Annotated in this window: 16 protein-coding genes; 12 read left to right on the top strand and 4 right to left on the bottom strand. The window is 49.0% G+C overall.

Annotation, left to right across the window (positions count from 1 at the left end; translation table 11 throughout):
- Positions 1-618: 618 nt before the first annotated feature.
- The 12 genes from Q0Z70_RS13555 (at position 619) to Q0Z70_RS08065 (ending at position 13,942) form a co-directional block, all read left to right on the top strand.
- Entirely contained in the window at positions 619-903 is a 285-nt protein-coding gene (locus tag Q0Z70_RS13555; RefSeq protein ID WP_366807215.1) for a helix-turn-helix transcriptional regulator, read from the top strand.
- A 158-nt stretch (positions 904-1,061) separates the two neighbouring features.
- A complete protein-coding gene (locus tag Q0Z70_RS08115; RefSeq protein WP_298073589.1) occupies positions 1,062-3,581 on the top strand; it encodes a DNA cytosine methyltransferase in 2,520 nt (839 codons plus the stop codon).
- A 2-nt stretch (positions 3,582-3,583) separates the two neighbouring features.
- Positions 3,584-4,756, top strand: coding sequence for a hypothetical protein (locus tag Q0Z70_RS08110; protein ID WP_298073588.1), 1,173 nt, complete (start codon positions 3,584-3,586; stop codon positions 4,754-4,756).
- A 4-nt stretch (positions 4,757-4,760) separates the two neighbouring features.
- Positions 4,761-5,135, top strand: coding sequence for a hypothetical protein (locus Q0Z70_RS08105; RefSeq protein WP_298073587.1), 375 nt, complete (start codon positions 4,761-4,763; stop codon positions 5,133-5,135).
- A 78-nt stretch (positions 5,136-5,213) separates the two neighbouring features.
- On the top strand, positions 5,214-6,359 hold the full coding sequence (tcmP, locus tag Q0Z70_RS08100) for a three-Cys-motif partner protein TcmP (protein ID WP_298073586.1): 1,146 nt from the start codon (positions 5,214-5,216) through the stop codon (positions 6,357-6,359).
- Positions 6,360-6,362: 3 nt separating this feature from the next.
- Positions 6,363-7,100 carry a phage Gp37/Gp68 family protein gene (locus tag Q0Z70_RS08095; RefSeq protein ID WP_298073585.1) on the top strand — a complete coding sequence of 246 codons (738 nt, stop codon included), beginning with the start codon at positions 6,363-6,365 and terminating at the stop codon, positions 7,098-7,100.
- A 1,135-nt stretch (positions 7,101-8,235) separates the two neighbouring features.
- Positions 8,236-8,685, top strand: a complete 450-nt coding sequence (locus Q0Z70_RS08090) for a hypothetical protein (RefSeq protein ID WP_298073584.1) — start codon at positions 8,236-8,238, stop codon at positions 8,683-8,685.
- A 259-nt stretch (positions 8,686-8,944) separates the two neighbouring features.
- Positions 8,945-9,439, top strand: a complete 495-nt coding sequence (locus tag Q0Z70_RS08085; RefSeq protein ID WP_298073583.1) for a DNA-binding protein — start codon at positions 8,945-8,947, stop codon at positions 9,437-9,439.
- Positions 9,440-9,527: 88 nt separating this feature from the next.
- Complete coding sequence (locus Q0Z70_RS08080; protein ID WP_298073582.1) at positions 9,528-9,902, top strand: hypothetical protein; 375 nt, start codon at positions 9,528-9,530, stop codon at positions 9,900-9,902.
- Positions 9,889-10,788, top strand: a complete 900-nt coding sequence (locus tag Q0Z70_RS08075; protein WP_298073581.1) for an N-acetylmuramoyl-L-alanine amidase — start codon at positions 9,889-9,891, stop codon at positions 10,786-10,788. The genes Q0Z70_RS08080 and Q0Z70_RS08075 overlap by 14 nt, the downstream gene beginning before the upstream one ends.
- Before the next feature lie 38 nt (positions 10,789-10,826).
- Entirely contained in the window at positions 10,827-11,405 is a 579-nt protein-coding gene (locus Q0Z70_RS08070) for a response regulator transcription factor (RefSeq protein ID WP_298073592.1), read from the top strand.
- 89 nt (positions 11,406-11,494) lie between these two features.
- Positions 11,495-13,942, top strand: a complete 2,448-nt coding sequence (locus Q0Z70_RS08065; protein ID WP_298073580.1) for a TonB-dependent receptor — start codon at positions 11,495-11,497, stop codon at positions 13,940-13,942.
- Positions 13,943-13,950: 8 nt separating this feature from the next.
- Here Q0Z70_RS08065 and Q0Z70_RS08060 read toward each other — a convergent pair whose 3' ends face one another.
- The 4 genes from Q0Z70_RS08060 to Q0Z70_RS08045 are packed head-to-tail and all read right to left on the bottom strand — an operon-like array spanning position 13,951 to position 19,470.
- Entirely contained in the window at positions 13,951-15,258 is a 1,308-nt protein-coding gene (locus tag Q0Z70_RS08060; RefSeq protein ID WP_298073579.1) for an ATP-binding protein, read from the bottom strand.
- Between the two features lie 12 nt (positions 15,259-15,270).
- Positions 15,271-16,629 carry a sigma-54 dependent transcriptional regulator gene (locus tag Q0Z70_RS08055; RefSeq protein ID WP_298073578.1) on the bottom strand — a complete coding sequence of 453 codons (1,359 nt, stop codon included), beginning with the start codon at positions 16,627-16,629 and terminating at the stop codon, positions 15,271-15,273.
- A 39-nt stretch (positions 16,630-16,668) separates the two neighbouring features.
- Positions 16,669-18,177: a TolC family protein gene (locus Q0Z70_RS08050; RefSeq protein ID WP_298073577.1), complete on the bottom strand. Its 1,509-nt coding sequence runs from the start codon at positions 18,175-18,177 to the stop codon at positions 16,669-16,671.
- Positions 18,178-18,216: 39 nt separating this feature from the next.
- Positions 18,217-19,470, bottom strand: coding sequence for an FtsX-like permease family protein (locus Q0Z70_RS08045; protein WP_298073576.1), 1,254 nt, complete (start codon positions 19,468-19,470; stop codon positions 18,217-18,219).

Raw genomic sequence — 19,470 nt, 5'->3', positions numbered from 1 at the left:
TAACAAAGTTAAGGAAATAATTCGGAAATTCCAATTTTCTTGGGATTAAATCTTGGTTTCAAGGTTGGTGCCGATTGTCGTTCTATGGATAAATTCCACATCGAGTGTAAAATAAAATCATTCCATTTCCCTCATCCTGTTCAATCACGTTTCTCACGCATCTCAATTGCCCCTTGGGGAATGTTTCAAACATAGAGGAGGTATGTTTCAAACATTCGACCCTTATGTTTGAAACATAAGACCCTTGGTGTTAAAAGCCACTTCTTGGGAAGAAGAAAAGATTAACAATTCTCTTTCAATTAGTTGGCTATTATTACTATTTCACATGTAAAGATAGACATTTATTCCCTATATACCTTATTACAATACAAATCATCATTGTACATTGCAATCCACCTCTGCTTGCAGATTATGTGGACATTCCCATACAAGCGACAGTGTGTATGGGGATTAGGCTCCCCCGATTATTGTTGGGTTATATAAGAGATATGTATGAATCATTCCTAAAAGTGGCAGATGACTACTCTTATGACATTCTATTGTTGCTGATGTGTCATACATTGCAAATATGACGAATAATCTATTTGGCGCTCGACATATCCGCCATTTGCTTTTGCTATGAGCTTAACGAATAATGCCTACCGCAGAATAAAAAAATATCTTGTTATAAGATTGTTCCGGATCAAAATTATTTTTTGTATATTTGCCAAACAATGTCAAGACATAAAAAGTAAAATTGTGTTGTCAGAACGAATCAAGGAATTACGTATTCAAAAACAGATGCCGCAACGCCAATTGGCTGCAGCATTGAACATCGATACGGCTACATATTGCAAAATAGAACGGGGTGAAAGGAAAGCCAAAAAGGAGCAAGTCCCTATTTATCCCGGCTATTTAATGTGAATACAGAACACTTATTAGTGTTGTGGCTTGCAGATCAGGTATCAGCTGTAGTATCTGATGACCAACAGATAGCTTCTCAGGCTTTGTCATTGGTGGTAGAAACATTGAAACAAGAGAGATAAATATGGTTAAAGTAAAATATGATATAGTCAATCAAGATGAGCAATCCTGACGTAAAATCCCCATATGGACTTCATACATATATCAGCCTATTTAGTAGTGCCGGTATCGGTTGTTATGGATTCAAGGAAGAAAATTTCTACTGCATCGCAACGGTAGAATTGTTGGAGCGCCGATTGAAGATTCAGACCTATAATCACAAATGCGTATACGATAGTGGGTATATCTGCGGGGATATGACTACACAGGAAACCAAGGATAAAGTGTTTGCAGAACTTGCACGTTGGGAAAAAGGCTACAACATCACAGACCTTGATGTGCTAATAGCTACCCCTCCTTGCCAAGGTATGTCTGTGGCAAATCATAAGAAAAAAGATGAGTTGAAGCGTAATTCATTGGTTGTGGAGTCTATTAAGATGACACAACAGATTCAACCTAAATTCTTTATTTATGAGAATGTTCGTGCATTTTTGACCTCAGTATGTACTGATATAGACGGTAAAGACAAAACCATAAAGGAGGCAATAGATACTAATCTATCTGGAACGTATAACATCCTTTATCGTGTTGTTAATTTTAAGGAATATGGGAATCCTTCCAGTCGTACCAGAACATTGGTAATTGGAGTCAGGAAAGACATAAAAGATGTTACCCCGTATGATGTATTTCCAGATAAACAGCCGGAGAAAACATTGCAACAGACTATTGGCCATCTTCCTTCTTTGAGTAAGATGGGTGAGATATGGGATAAAGATATTTATCACAATTTTAGGAAATATTCAGCCCATATGGAGGCTTGGATTGCAGATATAAAAGAAGGGCAATCGGCATTCGACAATACAGACATATCTAAAATACCACATACTATAAAAGACGGTGTAATAGTATATAATGCCCAAAAGAATGGCGATAAATACACGCGTCAATACTGGAATAAAGTTGCGCCGTGCATCCATACTCGTAATGATATATTAGCGAGTCAGAACACTGTGCATCCATCAGACAACAGAGTGTTCAGCATTAGAGAGATAATGCTGATGATGTCTGTGCCTGCATCTTTCGTTTGGACGGATATTTCTTTTAGTGAATTAAATGCAATGTCCGACAAGCAGAAACAGGATTTCCTGAAAAAGGAGGAGATGAACATCCGCCAGAACCTTGGGGAAGCCGTACCTACAATTATCTTCCAACAGATTGCTCATAAAATCAAGAAAGTGCTATGCTCACATACATTAATAGACCAAGACATTGCGAGTATAATCAAGCAGAACAAACTTATCGAACATAGAAACTTATTGAAATTTATTAGCAGCAGCCGCAGGCCATTTGTCGAGTTGTCTAAAATTGCAGAGTTGTCCAATGCGCGACGAGACAGCAATGCTGCATATTACACTCGTCAAGATATATGTTATGCTATCATAAAGAATTTGCCTGACGCAAAGAACTACGACATACTCAACATATTAGAACCGGCTATTGGTGTAGGAAACTTTTTGCCGACCTTAATACAGAAGTATGAGAGCGTTCCGCAAGTGAATATAGATGTAATTGATATTGATGCGAACAGCATAGAGATATTGAAAGCATTGGTAACAAAGTTAAATGTGCCGACCAATATTCATATCAACTATATCTACGCAGATTTTTTGCTGTATAACATTGATAAACACTACGATATTATAGTTGGAAATCCGCCGTATAAGAAGATTACAAAAGATAATGCGCAATTGGCAAGGTATAAGAAGTCGGCGTATAATAAAGAAACAAACAACATTTTCTCTTTCTTTATAGAAAAGTCTATGAGGATTGGCGACATTGTGTCTTTAATCGTTCCCAAGAGCCTGATAAATGCCCCAGAGTTCAATCTGACGCGTAAGTTGATGGCCACAAAGCATATTAGCCACATATTGGATTTTGGCGAAAAGGGATTTAAGGAAGTGAAGATTGAGACTATATGCTTTGTGCTTGACAATGTATCAAAGAGCAAAACTACTTGGATTGAGTCATACATAACCAATAGCATTCAAACTTTACCTCAAAGTTATTGGACAGATGGGCAATATCCTTATTGGCTGATTTATAGAAGCAAAGAGTTTGATGATGTAGCCAGCCAGATGCAGTTCAATCTGTTTAAGGCATATCGAGATAGGACCATCACAAAGGCTAAAACAAAGAGCGAGGGTAAGATTAGAGTGCTAAAATCTCGCAACATAGGTAATAATGAGATTATTGATATTCCGGACTACGATTGCTATATTGATAATGTAGACAATCTTGATGTTGCCAAATATCTGAATCAAAAAGGTTGTGTATTGTTGCCTAATCTCACATACAATCCACGCGCCTGCATAATGCCCAAGGATTGTATAGCGGATGGCTCAGTGGCAATACTGACGCTTATAAATGGGAAAGACGATATATCCAAAGATGACTTGGCATACTATGCAACAGATGAGTTTGCAAGGTTCTATGCCATTGCTCGCAATATGGGGACAAGATCATTAAACATTGATAACAATTCTGTCTTCTTTTTTGGGAAACGTGTAAACAACAGATAACTATGAGAGAGATTATTAACGCATACTTAAACCAATTTGACTTGGATATACGCAAATCTCACGATGCGAGGTATGTTGACCAGAAATGCACGCCAGATATTGTGTGCTTTATGGCAGATTGTGTTTTGAATATGGTTGCAACTAAATCTGTGTTTGTTATCAATGATGTTTGGGAGACGCAATACTTCATTCAGAACTCACGAGTCATATTCAATAAGCCTTGGGCAAATGATAAAAAAGCATACAACGAGTACAACAAGGTGTTATCCCAACCTTTGAAACTTTTGGCGTATGCTCATATCCTTAATGTCGAAACAGTTAATGGTTCTCTGACATTCTCGGTAGCAAATGAAGATTTATTGGATTATATATCGCGCAAAGACCGTAATGCGTACAATTTCCTTTATTGCTACTTTATGAAAGTAATGTCGGATAGCGGCTTTATGAAATACTTTGAAGAATATGCGAGAAATAGCGTCGATAATCCAGTCGAGGCAAGAGATGAGATTTACGACAGATATTATCGTCTAATCAATGGCAATACCCCGTCGCATTCTCGGTTGGACATCAGGCGTATGTTTCATAAGGTATTCAATGTGTATGCTGCTGAACATCATTTACACGGTAGCAGCGGAAAGATAACATACTATTCTGATTTGATGTATAACAAAAAGAACTGGCGAGATATGGATAAAGACAAAACCGTAACTCGTCAAGAGGCGATGAGCCAGGAGCAGATAGAACAGCAGGAAGTGATAAATGCTTACTATGTTCAGAAAGCAATCGCATTGATACGAAAAATACAAACGGTTAGTGAGGTCAATGATGCTTGGGGAAATGGCGAAGCGACGCAAGTGCATCATATATTTCCCAAAGCCAACTATCCCCAAATTGCGCATTACGTTGAGAACTTGATACTGCTTACAGCTACTCAACATAATACAAAGGCTCATCCAAGCAACAAAACACAGCAGATAAATAAAGATTATCAATTAGTATGCTTATTGGCAAAAGCCGATACGATAGAGACCTCGTTACGACTTGTGGGAGAGCGGTATTACAGAAAAGAATCATTTGTGTATGTAATCAATACTGGCCTTACGACTGATTTCAGCACAAGCTTGACATTTGGGGAAATCAAAACAAGATTAGTTCAAATATATAACGCAGCGTAAAATTATGTATAAACAGAGTTTTGGCACAGAACAGCAGGTGCAGTTTGCAAACGAGCATGAATTTTATTCATTATTGGGCTATCTGGCAAAATCAGATGGTACGACTTCTATTGTATGGGAGCATAATGAGAACCAAGAGGCTTGGGGTAGTGGGGGACGTATCCAGATTCACACACCGAATATGCCTAATATATGGAATTTAAGATATACTGCCGGGAACAGGGGTAATGTATTACAGAGGGTTAACTGCAATGAATTCATTGAAAATATATGTAAAGACCACGGTTTTGTGGATGGTAGAAAGCAAGATAAAGCTAGTATTCGTAAGTTAGTTCCAGCGCAATCTCAAGCAGATTTTGATAGAGGATATGCTATGTAATTTAGGTGTCAGTTTTAGATAAATTCTTAATAGGAAGTAATGAAAAAATCCGTAGGGGTGGTATAATAATTGGTAAATATGAAAGAATCACAATTCTTTGAATCTCAAACGATGTCATCGCGGGTAAAAGCAAGCATTGTATCAGAGTATTTCCCGAGATATTGTAAAATTATAATAAAAAGTCACAGACCCAAGCAATTAAGATATATAGATTTATTTGTGGGCCCTGGTCGATATGAGGACGGAAATGCGTCAACTCCTATTTTAATCGCCCAAAATTGCATTAGGGATGAATATCTGCGCAATAAGGTAAGATTTATCTTTAACGATAATACTTATTCAACCCAGCTAAAAGAAAACTTTACAAATGAGTTTCCCGATGGGTCATTTGCTATTAAGCCGGTCTTTGAAGATAAAACTGTTGGTGAGCATCAAAAAATATCTGAATTTCTGATTAGAAATACTCATATAGGTAAACACAATGAGTTTCCATCTCTCTTATTTATAGACCCCTTTGGATATAAAGGAATAGAAACTAATGTGTTGGCTCAATTCCTAAAAAACTGGGGCAATGAGATATTTTTGTTCATCAATACGAAAAGAATTCATCCCGCTCTTGAGAATGAGAAGTTTGAGCCTCTTATGCGTGATTTATTTCCAACCACTTACGAAGACATTAAAAGAGATAGAAAATTTAAATCTACAACTTCGGAACGACTGCAATTAATAATTGACAATCTTGGCAAGGAATATCAAAAGATATTAGGCGGTACGGTTTACTATACAGCATTTAGATTCCAAGAAGAAGATATAGATACTACCAGCCATTATATTTTACATTTAACAAAAGGCAAACGCGGCTTCGACCTAATTAAGACGATTTATAATGACTTTGCCAATGTCGGAACTATATTTGACGGTGCTAATACATATACTTTTGATGTTAAGCAGTATAACAACCCTATACATGAGTTGTTTGATGTCAAAGCTATGAATATAGACAATTTGAAACAACAAATTTACAGTCAATACAAAGGGCGAAAGATCTCTGCATTTGATTTGTTTGAAGAACATCAAACAACGGGTAATTATTGCAGAAAACATTATACGGATGCATTACGGTCTCTCAAAGATGAGGGTAAATTAGAGGCTGTATTTACAGATCAGAAGCAGCATTACGTATCAGTCCTTATATCAAAAGACTGTATTTTGACATTCCAATAAATTATGGCAACTACATCGATAGAGTGGACAGATAAGACTTGGAATCCAGTAACTGGGTGCACAAAAATATCTATGGGGTGTGAACATTGTTATGCTGCTGTAATGGCACGCAGACTAAAAGGGATGAATAAGCCTAAATACGCCAATGGCTTTAATGTTGCCACACATAGTGATGTGCTAAGAGAGCCAATGTTATGGAAAAATCCATGCGTGATTTTTGTCTGTTCAATGAGCGATTTATTCCATAAAGATGTCCCATTTGATTTCATCGACAAAGTTATGCAAGTAATCAAAGAGACGCCGCGCCATAATTATCAAATATTAACTAAACGAGCAGAACGGCTGGCGGAATACTTTGCCAGCAGACAGATTCCTAAAAACGTATGGGTTGGTGTTACTGTTGAGTTGCAAGCAACCAAATTCAGATTAGATTGTCTTCGCGACTTAAAAGCACATGTTAAATTTATATCGTGTGAGCCTTTGCTAGAAGACTTAGGAGAATTGGATCTGACAGGAATAGATTGGATAATTGTTGGCGGAGAAAGTGGCACACAAGCTCGTCCAATGAAAGAAGAGTGGGTATTGAACATAAAGAAACAAGCGGATGCTAAACATATACCGTTCTTCTTTAAGCAATGGGGTACTTGGGGCGTAGATGGCGTTAGGCGAAACAAAAAAGAAAATGGGAAACTATTACGGGGTGAGGTTGTGCAGTGTATGCCAGTCGTGAAAAACTCATAATAAGATATTTTATAGACATTTCTTTGTCCACAAGTTTGCCAGTTGTGTTAATGCATAAAATAGTTACGGCCAACCATTTAAATATGTTAATGGAGGGGACGAATGGTTGCCGTCATTGTGAATGACGATATCATTCCCGACGTGTTGTTCGCCCCTACGCAGGATGTGTCGGAAAAGTTCAACGGCTTGCAAGTTGACTGGTAGAATGATCTGTCGGATAATCCAGTTATTGTTTGCCACTAACACGGCAAATGAGTAATGCATTTTGCTAATCATGGGCCAGATGACATTTGCGACTATTGCTGACAAAACAACAATACCAATCTCGGTGGATATGAGTCTGCCAAAACCGGACTTATGCGTTAAAATGAACACTATATGCCGCCTCTGCTTGCAGATTGAGTGGTATCGCCCCAATGATGACTGCTGAATGGGGTATTAAGTTTCATATCATTGTATAACAGTCAGGCTTACACAGCCCCTACAATTGACAGTGAATTTGCCTACTAAAACGCCACGCCCGATGTGATTGTTTCAATACGACACTTAACAGCCCCCTACAATGAACGTTTATCGCTTAACCGAATCAAATAATAGAAGTATATTGTCCATAAAAAAAGCCGATAAAAAAGCAATTGCATTGTCGGTCGAATAAACATTGCAAAAACATTTCACGCAAAAAAAATTTCGCAGCCAAAAGAAAAAGATGATGTATTTTCCTTTTAGCGGCAGATTGGTCGTTATGAAAACAAACCGAAATTTAGTTTAGTTTACATATTTAGTCTCTATATATACTAAAAACAAACTAAACTAACGTGAGTTCGACGAATTCACGTTATATTTAGTTTCTATGATTGTTAATCACTAAAAAAAATCAATCTTCTTGATATTTTTCTTCCATTTTTGTTTGCACAACCCGAAACTTTGATTATCTTTGCAGCATGAAAAACATCAAGAATCTTGATTTTTCTGACGATTGAACGGTGTCGGGTCCACCAAGGAAACTGATACATGAAATGCCACTCACTGCTGCCTGCGCAGTATTCAGGCCTGTACTGCCGGGAAGCGGTCTTCTGACCTCGGAGAAGCTATGTTCTCCTATTATAAAAAATTTATAATCTAAAAAGATACATATATGAAAACGATTGTGTTACAAATCAAACAAGACTTGGCAAACTATCTGCAAGGAGCGTTTGCCAAGCACATGCACGACGGAGTGCTCCGTCTGCCGGTACATTCTACTTTCTATCGTTTTGTCAGTGAGAAACTTTATGGCCACTGCCCTCGCACGTTGGTGCGGCCGCAAGGAAACCTGACGCTGGGATTCGTTTCGCTGGGGAATTCCAAAAACTCGGCGTGGTATTATCAGCTGGGAAAGGAGGCTACACGCGAACTGGAACGTATGATTGACTACAGAATGCGCAAGGATCTGTACGAACGCATGAAGGAGGGGCGACGCAAATATGGTGTCACGTACCTGGAGACGGTGAACCGGTTCATGCAAGAGTATGACATTCGGGGTGTGACCGAAGATGCCTTCCTGAGAGGCTATCGACACAAGAAAGCCCAGAAGAGACCGGGATAATGCGGGGGCGGGACTACTTTCAGACAGAAAAGTCCCGCCCCTTACGTTTTTATTCACCTCACAAACGGGCCCTTTTGTCCGTTTTTCCTTTGCCGAATATCCTTACTTCCCTGTTCAGATGTATCCCCAAGCCCGTTTTCGGGCCTTTGCAGTCTGTCCCTCGCCACGTCATAGAAATGCCTCATTTTTGCAGTGTCAGCAGCTGATAAGACAAAATAAACTGAGTTATTAACAAACTAAAAAATGGGAGGATACAATTATGACAATCCGTTATCACAAACTCAAAAGACGTCTGGTTCCTTCGGACGAAACATCTGAAATGCGGGTATTCCCGGTAGTGACTTACAAGTATGGCAAGGCAGCCGACCTGGATGAAGTTGCCAAGAAGATTGCCAAACAGTCCATCTTGGGCGAAGGTGAAGTGTACAACATGCTGAAGTATTTCTGTGCCTCGCTGCAGGAAATTCTATTGGATGGACGGCAAGTAAATATCGATGGCTTCGGCTATTTTTCACTGACGTTACAAGGAAAAGGTGTGACGGATGCAGATAAATTCACGACCAACGACATCACCGGCCTGCGCATCTGCTTCCGTGCTCACAATGACATCCGTATCCATAACGGGGCAACGACCCGCACGAATGGACTGAACTTTCTGGATGTAGATAAAATAAATAGTGAAACGACCGAAGGGACAGGAGTAACGGATCCTGACGGCGGAGGAGGAGACGATCACAATGAAAGTCCTTTGTAAATAGGTATGAACAGAGAATTCTGGAGGAAATTATTCTTTTCTTCCAGAATTCTCAAAAAAAATATTTTTACTTTTTCGACAAAAAGATATGGGAACAAAAGATTTTATCATTGCTATTATTTCTGCCATAGGAGGCTTGGAAGCTATCAAATGGACAGTACAGATTTGGATGAATCGCAAGACTGAGAAACGAAAACAGGCTGCAGAAGCTGCTGCTGTTGAGATTGAGAACTACCACAAACAAGTGGACTTTCTACATAAGCAGCTAAAGGATTGCTATATACAGATGGAACAATTACACAAAAAACTTCATGAAAGTCAGACTGAACTGGAGAACTGGATCATACGTTTTACAATGTTGGAAGCAGCACTACAGAAAGCTGAAAGATGGAGTTGCAATAAATCAAATTGCCCGGAAAGGCAAAGGAACGAATTAAAAAAGAACAATTATGAGAAAAATTGATAGTATCATCATTCACTGCTCCGCAACTAAATGCGGAGCAGATTATGGAACCACCGACATCACACACTGGCACAAGGAACGGGGATTTCGAGACATTGGATATCACTATGTAATACGATTGGACGGAACTTTGGAAAAAGGACGACCAATAGAACAAATTGGAGCACATTGTAAAGGTTGGAATGCAACCAGTATTGGCATCTGCTACATAGGCGGATTGGATCTAAGCGGAAAACCTACAGACACACGCACTCCCGAACAGAAAAAAACTATGAAAAAGCTAATAAAGGAACTACAACGGAGGTATAACATCCGACAGGTAATGGGGCATCGAGACACATCGCCCGATCGAAATGGTAGTGGGGACATTGAACCGGAAGAATATATCAAAGCCTGTCCTTGCTTTAACGTCAAACAATGGATGAAAGAATGTTTGCTGGCACTAACGGCTGTCGGCCTGCTCGCTGCGTGCGGAAGCTATAAGTCGGTGGGGTGTAAACAAAGCCGGGAGAAGGTGGACAGCTCGGCCGGATATGTATCGGACAGCATACTGGAAAGGCAGGTGAAAGTGGAATGGAGCGGCCGGAAGCTGGACCGGCTGGAACAAACGGTGCTGACTTTCCGGCAAGACAGCCTTACACGAAAACCGGTGTTGGCTACGATCGTACATACCCAAAGCCGATGCACGGAAGAGCAGGTGAAAACGGAACACAGACGGGAAGAAGGCAGACAGAAGCAGATTGAACAGCACCGATTGCAGCTGGAAACCGTTCGGGAAGAGGAAAGGCAGGAAAGCAGAGAGAGACATTCTGCCTGGCTGGAATGGGGAATAGGAAGCATGGCAGTGCTTTTTCTGCTATTTTTTTGTCGGTTTACCCGGAAATAACGTTCTTTGTAACCGCCATTTCAATGAAAGGAATAATTATGCCTACCCCCGAAATCGCCATCATTGACCCCAACACTCTGAGCAGCCTGGGGCTGAGCGACCTGCTCGAAGAACTTATCCCCGGCGCCATCATCCGCACGTTCCCCTCGTTTGCCGCCTTCATGGACGACACGCCCGACATGTATGCCCACTACTTCATTTCGTCGCAGGTGTACCTCAAACATACGGCTTTCTTCCTGGCGCGACGGCCTAAGACCATCGTGCTGGCTACGGGCGAAGCCGGCCCGCAACTGGCGGGCGTGCTGACACTGAACATCTGCCAGCCGGAAAAGGAACTGGTGCGAAACATCGTCCAACTGCATGAGCATGGCCACCGGCACGGGCATCCCGGCAAGCTGCCTGCGACTGGCCACGAACTGACGGCACGCGAGATAGAAGTGCTGGCGTTAGTCGTCAAAGGATTTATCAACAAGGAAATAGCCGACCGTCTGAACATCAGCCTGACCACCGTCATCAGCCATCGCAAGAACATTACGGAGAAGATAGGCATCAAGTCCGTTTCGGGTCTCACCATCTACGCCGTGATGCACGGCTATGTGGAGGCAGATCAGATTTGAGCCCTCTTTCTCCCGCAATTTCCTCATAAGTGAGGATTGCACGACCGAAAGATTTGCCCTTACTTTGCGGCCGAAAAAACAAGACCGCAATGAAGAAATCTGTTTGGACCGTCCTTGCGCTGCTAACTGTGGGAGTGACGCAGACAGCCTGGGGCGAAGAAGCCTCCAAAGACTCTACCAAAGTAGTGGACATCGAAGAAGTGGTAGTCATCGCCACCCCCAAGGAAAACAACCGCCTGCGCCAGCAAGCCCTCTCGGCCACATCTTTCTCGCAGGCCTACATGCGGGGCAATGCCGTCCGATCGGCCAAGAGCCTCTCGTCGCTGGTGCCCAACCTCTTCATTCCCGACTATGGTTCGAAGCTGACAACCTCGGTCTACGTGCGCGGCATCGGCTCGCGCATCAACACGCCTGCCGTAGGCCTCTACGTGGACAACATTCCCTTCATCGACAAATCGGCCTTCGACTTCAACTACTCCGACATCGAGCGCATCGACGTGATGCGAGGCCCGCAAGGCACGCTCTACGGACGCAACACGATGGGCGGCCTGATACGCATCTTCACCAAGTCGCCCTTCACCTATCAGGGGACGGACCTCACGCTGAGCGCCGCCACCTACAACAACTACAAGGCCAGCGTCAGCCACTACCACCGCATCAGCCCCCAATTCGCCTTCTCCGCCAACTTCTTCTACGAACACAAAGGCGGCTTCTTCGAGAACTCTTACCTGAACGAACACGTGGACAAGGACGACGAGTTCGGCGGCCGCCTCCGTGCCATCTACCTTCCCAGGGAGAACCTGAAACTGGACTTCACCCTGAATTACGAATATGCCAACCAGGGCGGATATCCCTATGAATACACCGGCGTGACCGAAGGCGAGGAAGACCGCACCGCCTTTATCGGGCGTATCGCCTACAACCACAAGAGCGGCTACCGACGCAACCTGCTGAACGGCGGCCTCAACTTAGAACATCAGGCCGACAACTTCATTCTGAGCAGCGCCACGGGCTTTCAGTTCCTGGACGACCACATGGATCTGGACCAAGACTTCACGGAGCAGAACATTTACACCATGATGCAGAAGCAGAACTCCAAGACCGCGAGCGAGGAATTGGTATTGAAGTCCAAGCCCGACCGCCGCTGGCAATGGGCCACAGGCGCCAGCGCCTTCTACCAGTGGTTGGACACGGACGCGCCCGTCACCTTCCACGAAGACGGCCTGACGTGGCTCAACACCCTGACCAACGACAACGCCAACAAATACCTGCCCTCCATTTCGCAGGGCCCCATGACGATGCAGTTTGTCTTCAGCGATCGCATCAACGGCAACACCCTGCCCATCGGTGGAGTGTTCAAGACCCCTGTGCTGAACACGGCCCTCTTCCACCAATCCACCTTCAACGACCTTTTCGGTGCCGAAGGCCTGTCGCTCACCGTCGGTCTGCGCATGGATTACGAACGTCTGAAGCTGGACTACAACACAGGATGCAGCTACACCCACACCTATTCGTTGAGTGGCGAGCTGAAACCCATGAACAGACCCATCCCGATGGTGAAGGAAACCACTTTCGAGCAGAGCCTTTCCTATCGGGGCAGCCTGACGCATGATTACATCCAGCTGCTGCCCAAGTTCTCCCTGCAATACGATTTCGACCGCCGTAACAACGTCTACGCCACCGTCTCCAAGGGGTATCGTTCGGGAGGCTACAACATACAGATGTTCAGCGACCTGCTTCAGGCCGACATGCGCAGCGCCAACATGGGCGACGTGGCCCAAGCCACCATCCCGGTCATCGAGAGCGTGGGCATGATTGACGACGCCACCAAGCAACAAGTCATCGGCATGCTGAACGGCATGGCGCAAAAGGCCGAAACCGACGTGCAACAGGCCACCCTTTACCGTCCCGAATACTCATGGAACTACGAAGCCGGCTCGCATCTCACCCTCTTAGACGGCCGCCTGCAAGCCGACCTGGCCGTTTTCTACATGGACACGCACGACCAGCAGATTTCGCGCTTTGCCGCCAGCGGACTGGGACGCATCACCGTCAATGCCGGCAAGAGCCGAAGCATAGGAGCGGAAGCGGCCCTGCGCGCCCAACTGACCGACGCCCTGAGCCTGAGCGGCAGCTACGGCTACACGTATGCCACATTCACCGACTACGCGGTGAGCGACGAAGTGAACTACGACGGGAAATACGTGCCTTTCGTTCCCAAACACACGTTCAACGCAGGCGGACAATACATCTTCGCCATGAAAGCGGGCGCATGGTTGGACAACATCACCCTCGACGTCCACTACAAAGCCGCAGGGCGCATCTACTGGACGGAGACAAACAACGCCAGCCAGGCCCTCTACGGCACACTGGACGGGCGGTTGAGCTTCAATAAGGGGAACGGGCAGATTGCCTTGTGGGTGGACAACGCGCTGAACAAGCACTACCAGGCGTTTTGGTTCGAGACCATGAACCGCGGCTTCGCCCAGAGGGGTCGACCCATACAAATAGGCCTCGACCTGCGGTGCCGCTTCTGAACGACGCCCTACACTTTCTCAGGGAAATTGATGCGGAAACGTGTCAACCCGTCGGGCCAGGTGCGGAGCGAGAACGTACAGCCATGCTTGCTGAGCACTTCGCGGATGAAGACAAGTCCGATGCCCTGCCCGTTGGGTTTGGTGGAGAAGAAGGGGCTGAACAGCTTCGCCTCCACCTCGCGCGAAATGCCTGCGCCCGTGTCCGCCACTTCCAGCATGGCCGGCGATGCCGACGTGCGGATGTAGATGTCGCCCGACCGGCCGATACTCTCCGCCGCATTCTTGATGATGTTCACCAAGACCTGTTCGAAGAGGGCGGTATCCATCCACACCGGGGGATTGTCGGTGCACAGCTCGTTGTGAAGGGTGATGTCGCGGTCGCGGCAGATGGTCTCCATAAACCGCTTGCAGGCAGACACGCGATCGTTCAGGTGCACCTGCTCCAGCTGCGGGTCGGGTATCTTCACCACGTTGGCGAAGTTGGTGATGAAGCGACTCATGCCAAAACAACGCTCCACACAGACCTTCATCACCTCGCGCAGGTCGCCGGTGTCGTCCGTCTCCTCCAATGCCTCGCCTACGGCCTCTAACGTGGAAGTGATGCCCGCCGTCGTATTGTTCACCTCGTGGGCTATCATGCGGATTACCTTCTCGTAAGCCTTTTTTTCGGCTTTCACCACCTCCGACGTCAAGCTCTCGATGAGGATGAACGGATGAGGGAAGCCGCGATCGACAAACGACAGGCGCGAACAGCGATAAATCATGGAGTCGCTCAGCCGGACGGTATCGGTGGCGTCCTTGCCCAGGCGATTGATTTCCTCCGCCAGCGGAGCATCGAGCGCATCGAAGCGTTTGCCTGTCAGGTCGGCCTGCGATGCATAACCGAGGAAGCGGAGCGCGGCAGCATTCAGCATCGACACCCGTCCGTCGAAGTCGAGGATGACAACACCCATCGGCGACACGCTGATAAGCAGGTCGAGGAAGTGGTTCTGCTCGCGAAGGCGCAGGCGTTCGTTCTTCAACTGGTCCATCATGCCGTTGAACATCGTCACGATGCGGTCGGCCTCTGCCTGCCCCACCTTGGCGAGGCGGCTGCTGAAGTCCTGCTCGCGCAGCAGGTCGATGCCGTTGGCAATGCTGTTGAGCGGTGTCACCAACTTGCGGTAGAAATAGATTAACAATATCAGACTGAGCGTCGTCACCGCCTCGCCCACGTAGAACAAGGTCTTGCCCGACTCCAGCGCCGGCACCAGCAGGATGCCCCACACCGCGAACAGCAGCAACGCCAGAAGGAAGAACAGAAATTTCAGTCGCATGGCACAGCAGGATTAGTCGTTGGTACCGATGCAGTACTTCTCCAGACGGCGATAGAGCGCGGCGCGGCTGATGCCCAGGGCCTGAGCCACCTGCGAGAGGTTGTTCCCATGCTTTTCGAGGGCCTGAAGGATGGTCTGCCGCTCCATTTCCTCAAGCGTCATGTCCTGCCGGGGGACAGGGGCGGCCTGCGGGGCGCACGCCGGATGATACTGCTGCCTGAAGTCGCCGGCCGTCAGCACATCCTTGCCGCATACCAGCAACGTCCGTTCCACGAAGTTCTTCAACTCGCGAATATTGCCCGGATAGGGAAGGCCGGCCAGATAATCGAGCGCGTCGTCGGTCAGGCGGACGAGCGCGAGGCCGTCGGCACGGCAACGCTTCTCCACAAAGTGGCGGGCCAGCAGGGGAATGTCCTCGCGCCGCTCGCGCAGGGCGGGCAGGCGGACGGTTATCAGGTTGATGCGGTAGAACAGGTCTTCGCGGAAGGTATGTTCGCCCACCATCTGCCCCAGGTCGGCATTGGTGGCGCAAACCACGCGGACGTCCACCTTGCGGGGCCGGCTGTCGCCCAAAGGCTCGAAGGTCTGTTCCTGAAGCACCCGCAGGAGCTTCACCTGACACGAGAGGTCGAGCTCGCCGATTTCGTCGAGGAAGATGGTGCCCTTGTCGGCCAGCTCGAAACGCCCCTTGCGGTCGGACAGGGCGTCGGTGAAGGCGCCCTTCTTATGGCCGAACATCTCGCTCTCGAACAACGTCTGCGACACGCCGCCCAGATTGACCTTGACGAAGGGCCGGTCGCGCCGGGGACTGTTGCGGTGCACCGCCTCGGCTATCAGTTCCTTGCCCGTGCCGCTCTCGCCTGTCACCAAAACGGGGGCGTTTGTCCGCGCCACACGCTTCACGGTGGCCAGCACGTCCGTCAACGCCTTGCTCTGCCCGACGATGCGGCTGCGGTCGAAGCCGTCGTCGTCCGTCAGGGAGTCGCCGCCTTCCGGTTCGTCCGCCGTCAGGGCGAGGGCCGTCTCGATGCGCTGCATCAGGGCGGCGTTGTTCCAGGGCTTGGTGATGAAGTCGAAGGCGCCCGCCTGCATGCCCTCTACGGCCAGGGGAATGCTGCCCCACGCCGTCATCAGGATGACGGGTGTCCGGGGGCAGAAGAGCCGGACCTGCTTCAACAGGATCAACCCCTCCCGGCCGTCGGTGGAAAGGGTGAAATTCATATCCATCAGAATGAGCTGCGGCGTGACCGAGCGCACCGCCTCTATGGCCTCCGCAGAGCCGGAGACCGCCTTCACCTCGTACTTCGCCCGCTTGAGCATAAAGCTGAGCGAGGAACGGATGGCACTGTCGTCGTCTACTATCAGTATCATAATGGCGCAAAAATAGTGATTAATCCGCAGACTGCCCACTCATCGGCGCACAATCTTGTCGAAGTCGGCGTCGATGCCCGTGCCGGCGACGAAATCCCACAGCGTCAGGCTGCGCAGCTGGTAGTAGTAATACCAGTAATAGAACAGCTCGGTGATGTGTTTCCGGCGCGCCTCGTCCTTCTGCGTCTGCGAGTCGTTCAGGTCGAGGGTGGAAATCCGGCCGATCAGGAAGGTCTCCACGTTGGTGTGGTAGCGCTTGCGCGCAATCCGGTCGGTCTCGTCGGCCAGCCGGAGTTGCGCCTGCTGGTTGTTGAACTGCTCCACGAGGATGAAGATGTTCTGGTTGAAATTCATCGCCTCCTGCCGCAGCTTGCTCTCGGTCACCTCGCGGTTGCTCTTCGCCACCTTCACCCGTCCGCGCCGCTTGCCCCAGTCCAGGATGGGTACCTTGAAGCCCACCTCCACCACCTGATTGTCTTTCAGGCGGCGGTAGGCGCTGTCGAAGTTGCCGGCCGTGCCCGTGAAGCCCACCTGGGCGAAGAGGGTAATCGAGCGCAGGTCGCCCTTCGCCTGCGCCACCGCGTAGTCGGCCTCCAGCTGGCGGCGGCGGATGTTGTGGGCAAACGAATTGTTCGCCAGCGCCTTGGCCAGCACCTCGTCGTAGTCCAGCAGGACATCGGGCACGGAGTCGGGCACCACCGGCTCCAGCTCCTCGTCTTCGCCCAGCCCTAAGAAGGAGCGCAGGGTGAACATGCGGCTCTTCAGCGAACTCTCGTTCGAAGTCAGCGCGGAGCGGGCGTCGAGCACGTTCAGCTCCAGTTGCAGCAGGTCGTTCTCGCTGATCTGCCCCATTTTCCGCTTCGCCTTGGCGACCTCGTGGAGCTTCTCGGCATTGGCCAGGTTCTGGCGGGCGATGTTGACGTTCTCGCGGGCCAGCAGCAGGTTGAAGAAATGGTTGATGGTGGTCATCGTCACCTCCTCGGTGGCGCTGAGGAAGGCGGCCTTGGCCTCGGCGTAGCGCACAGGCTCGATGCGGCGGTTCCACTTGATGGCGTTCACGCCGAAGATGGGCTGGTTCAGGGTCAGGGCCAGCGGGACGGACATGAAGCGGTTGCCTACGGCACCGTCCATCTGCCGCAGGAAGTCGAGCGAAGTGTTCAGCGAGAGGGTGCCGCCCGTCAGCCAGATGTTCTGGTCGACGGAGAGCTGGCCGCTCATCTCCATGTAGTTGTTTCGCACGAAGGTATAGGAGCCGTCGTCCTGCTGGTAGGAATTGTAGCTCTTGTTGTAGGACGGCAGGGTGGCCGTCAGGTTCACCTCCGGCAGCAGGTCGGCGCGGAAGGTGCGGTACTCCCAGTAGGCGGTCTTCAGCTCGTTCAGGGCGACGGCGGCGTCCACGCTCTGCACGCGCGCCAGCAGGACGGCCTCGTCCAGGGTGATGGAACGGCGGTGCACGCTGTCGGCAGCGGCAGGAACGGCGGCGAAGGAGGCCGACGGCAGCAGGGCCGTCAGGACAGCCGTCAGAAAGGAAAAGAATGTTGTTCTCATATTGCTCATATCTTTAATCGGATGAATCGTCAGCTAAAGTTATTCGTCGTGCAAGGCCTCGGCGGGCTGTATCTTCATGGCCCGGCGGGCGGGATACCAGATGCCGGCCACGATGATCAGCGCCATCAGCCCCAACGCCAGGCCGAAACAGGCCGCAAAGCGGGCACCCGTCGCGTCCATCAGCGTGTGGATGGTCAGGTCGGCCAGATGGATATGGAAGGCGACGACGAGGGCGGGAACGGCGGCCAGCAGCAACAGGAGCAGGCCCTCCGACAGGAAACAGGCCAGCACCGACCGCCGGCTGCTGCCCAGCGCCATGCGCAAAGCCACCTCGCAGCGGCGTTTACGGGTGCGGTACCAGAAGGTGGCAAAGACGCATAGGAAAACGTTGAACAGAAAGAACGCCCCCACCGCATAGACCGTATTCAGATAGTTCACCGTACCCTGCTGCACGTCGTAGGCCGCCTTCATCGCGTCGTATGAACGGATGGAGCCGAGGTAGAAGATGCCGCGATCGAACACGGACTGCATGTCTTTGCGGAAACGCTCGGCGAAACCGGCCGCGCGGTCGGGCGACACACGTATCGCCACGTTCTGCCAGTAGAGGGCTTCCGAGGCGGGCAGGTAGATGAACGGTTCGTAGCGCGCATAGTCGCCCTGCTTGTGGCGGGGCAGGACGGCCGCGACGCGGTAGCGGGTCACCGGACGGGCCGACTTCAGGTAGTAGGGGTTGAAGCAGGTCTTGCCCAACGCGTCGGCCGCATCCGGCAGGTGGAACAGCGAGTCGGCCAGGTCGGCGCTCACCCACACCGGCATGGGCGATTCGGCAGGCGACCAGTGCGCCGCGTCCATCCGTCCCGCCAGGGGCTTCAGGCGGAAGACCTCGAAGTAGGAGGGCGTGACGTAGCGGATGAGCGCGTGTACCACGTGCGTCGAATCGGTGTGGGGCGCATAGCCCTCGAACATGGTGTTGTCCGTATAGGGCACGCTGCCGTAGTAGGCGCAGACGGCCTCCACGCCGGGATAGTCCGCTATCAGGCGGTAGAGATAGGCGAAGTCTTCGCCCGCCCGAAGGTTGTCGGCCTCGTCGATGACTTCCAGCGGCTTGGCCTGCACGCTCAGGTCGAAGACGCACGACGTGTCGTAGCCCTTCGGCAGGCGGGCCGCCCCTTCGTAGTTGCAGACCACGTCGAGCCCGTACCACAACAGCACGGTCACGACGCTAAGTTCGGTCCAGAGCCAGGCGTTCGCCCGGCGCTGGTTCCAGATTTGATTGAACAACAGTCTCCACAT

The organism is uncultured Bacteroides sp., assembly GCF_947632445.1.
Classification (GTDB): Bacteria; Bacteroidota; Bacteroidia; order Bacteroidales; family Bacteroidaceae; genus Bacteroides.
Note: the sequence above shows the minus strand (reverse complement) of the source record. Positions and strands in the feature narration are given on the sequence as shown.

What these genes read in the sequence shown, in the direction of transcription:
- Q0Z70_RS08075 (WP_298073581.1), top strand. Translation starts at nt 9,889, where the DNA reads ATGAGAAAAATTGATAGTATCATCATTCACTGCTCCGCAACTAAATGC.
- Q0Z70_RS08105 (WP_298073587.1), top strand. Translation starts at nt 4,761, where the DNA reads ATGTATAAACAGAGTTTTGGCACAGAACAGCAGGTGCAGTTTGCAAAC.
- Q0Z70_RS08070 (WP_298073592.1), top strand. Translation starts at nt 10,827, where the DNA reads ATGCCTACCCCCGAAATCGCCATCATTGACCCCAACACTCTGAGCAGC.
- Q0Z70_RS08090 (WP_298073584.1), top strand. Translation starts at nt 8,236, where the DNA reads ATGAAAACGATTGTGTTACAAATCAAACAAGACTTGGCAAACTATCTG.
- Q0Z70_RS08095 (WP_298073585.1), top strand. Translation starts at nt 6,363, where the DNA reads ATGGCAACTACATCGATAGAGTGGACAGATAAGACTTGGAATCCAGTA.
- Q0Z70_RS08055 (WP_298073578.1), bottom strand. Translation starts at nt 16,629, where the DNA reads ATGATACTGATAGTAGACGACGACAGTGCCATCCGTTCCTCGCTCAGC.
- Q0Z70_RS08050 (WP_298073577.1), bottom strand. Translation starts at nt 18,177, where the DNA reads ATGAGAACAACATTCTTTTCCTTTCTGACGGCTGTCCTGACGGCCCTG.
- Q0Z70_RS13555 (WP_366807215.1), top strand. Translation starts at nt 619, where the DNA reads ATGAGCTTAACGAATAATGCCTACCGCAGAATAAAAAAATATCTTGTT.
- Q0Z70_RS08060 (WP_298073579.1), bottom strand. Translation starts at nt 15,258, where the DNA reads ATGCGACTGAAATTTCTGTTCTTCCTTCTGGCGTTGCTGCTGTTCGCG.
- Q0Z70_RS08080 (WP_298073582.1), top strand. Translation starts at nt 9,528, where the DNA reads ATGGGAACAAAAGATTTTATCATTGCTATTATTTCTGCCATAGGAGGC.
- Q0Z70_RS08110 (WP_298073588.1), top strand. Translation starts at nt 3,584, where the DNA reads ATGAGAGAGATTATTAACGCATACTTAAACCAATTTGACTTGGATATA.
- Q0Z70_RS08045 (WP_298073576.1), bottom strand. Translation starts at nt 19,470, where the DNA reads ATGTGGAGACTGTTGTTCAATCAAATCTGGAACCAGCGCCGGGCGAAC.
- Q0Z70_RS08085 (WP_298073583.1), top strand. Translation starts at nt 8,945, where the DNA reads ATGACAATCCGTTATCACAAACTCAAAAGACGTCTGGTTCCTTCGGAC.
- Q0Z70_RS08065 (WP_298073580.1), top strand. Translation starts at nt 11,495, where the DNA reads ATGAAGAAATCTGTTTGGACCGTCCTTGCGCTGCTAACTGTGGGAGTG.
- Q0Z70_RS08115 (WP_298073589.1), top strand. Translation starts at nt 1,062, where the DNA reads ATGAGCAATCCTGACGTAAAATCCCCATATGGACTTCATACATATATC.
- tcmP (WP_298073586.1), top strand. Translation starts at nt 5,214, where the DNA reads ATGAAAGAATCACAATTCTTTGAATCTCAAACGATGTCATCGCGGGTA.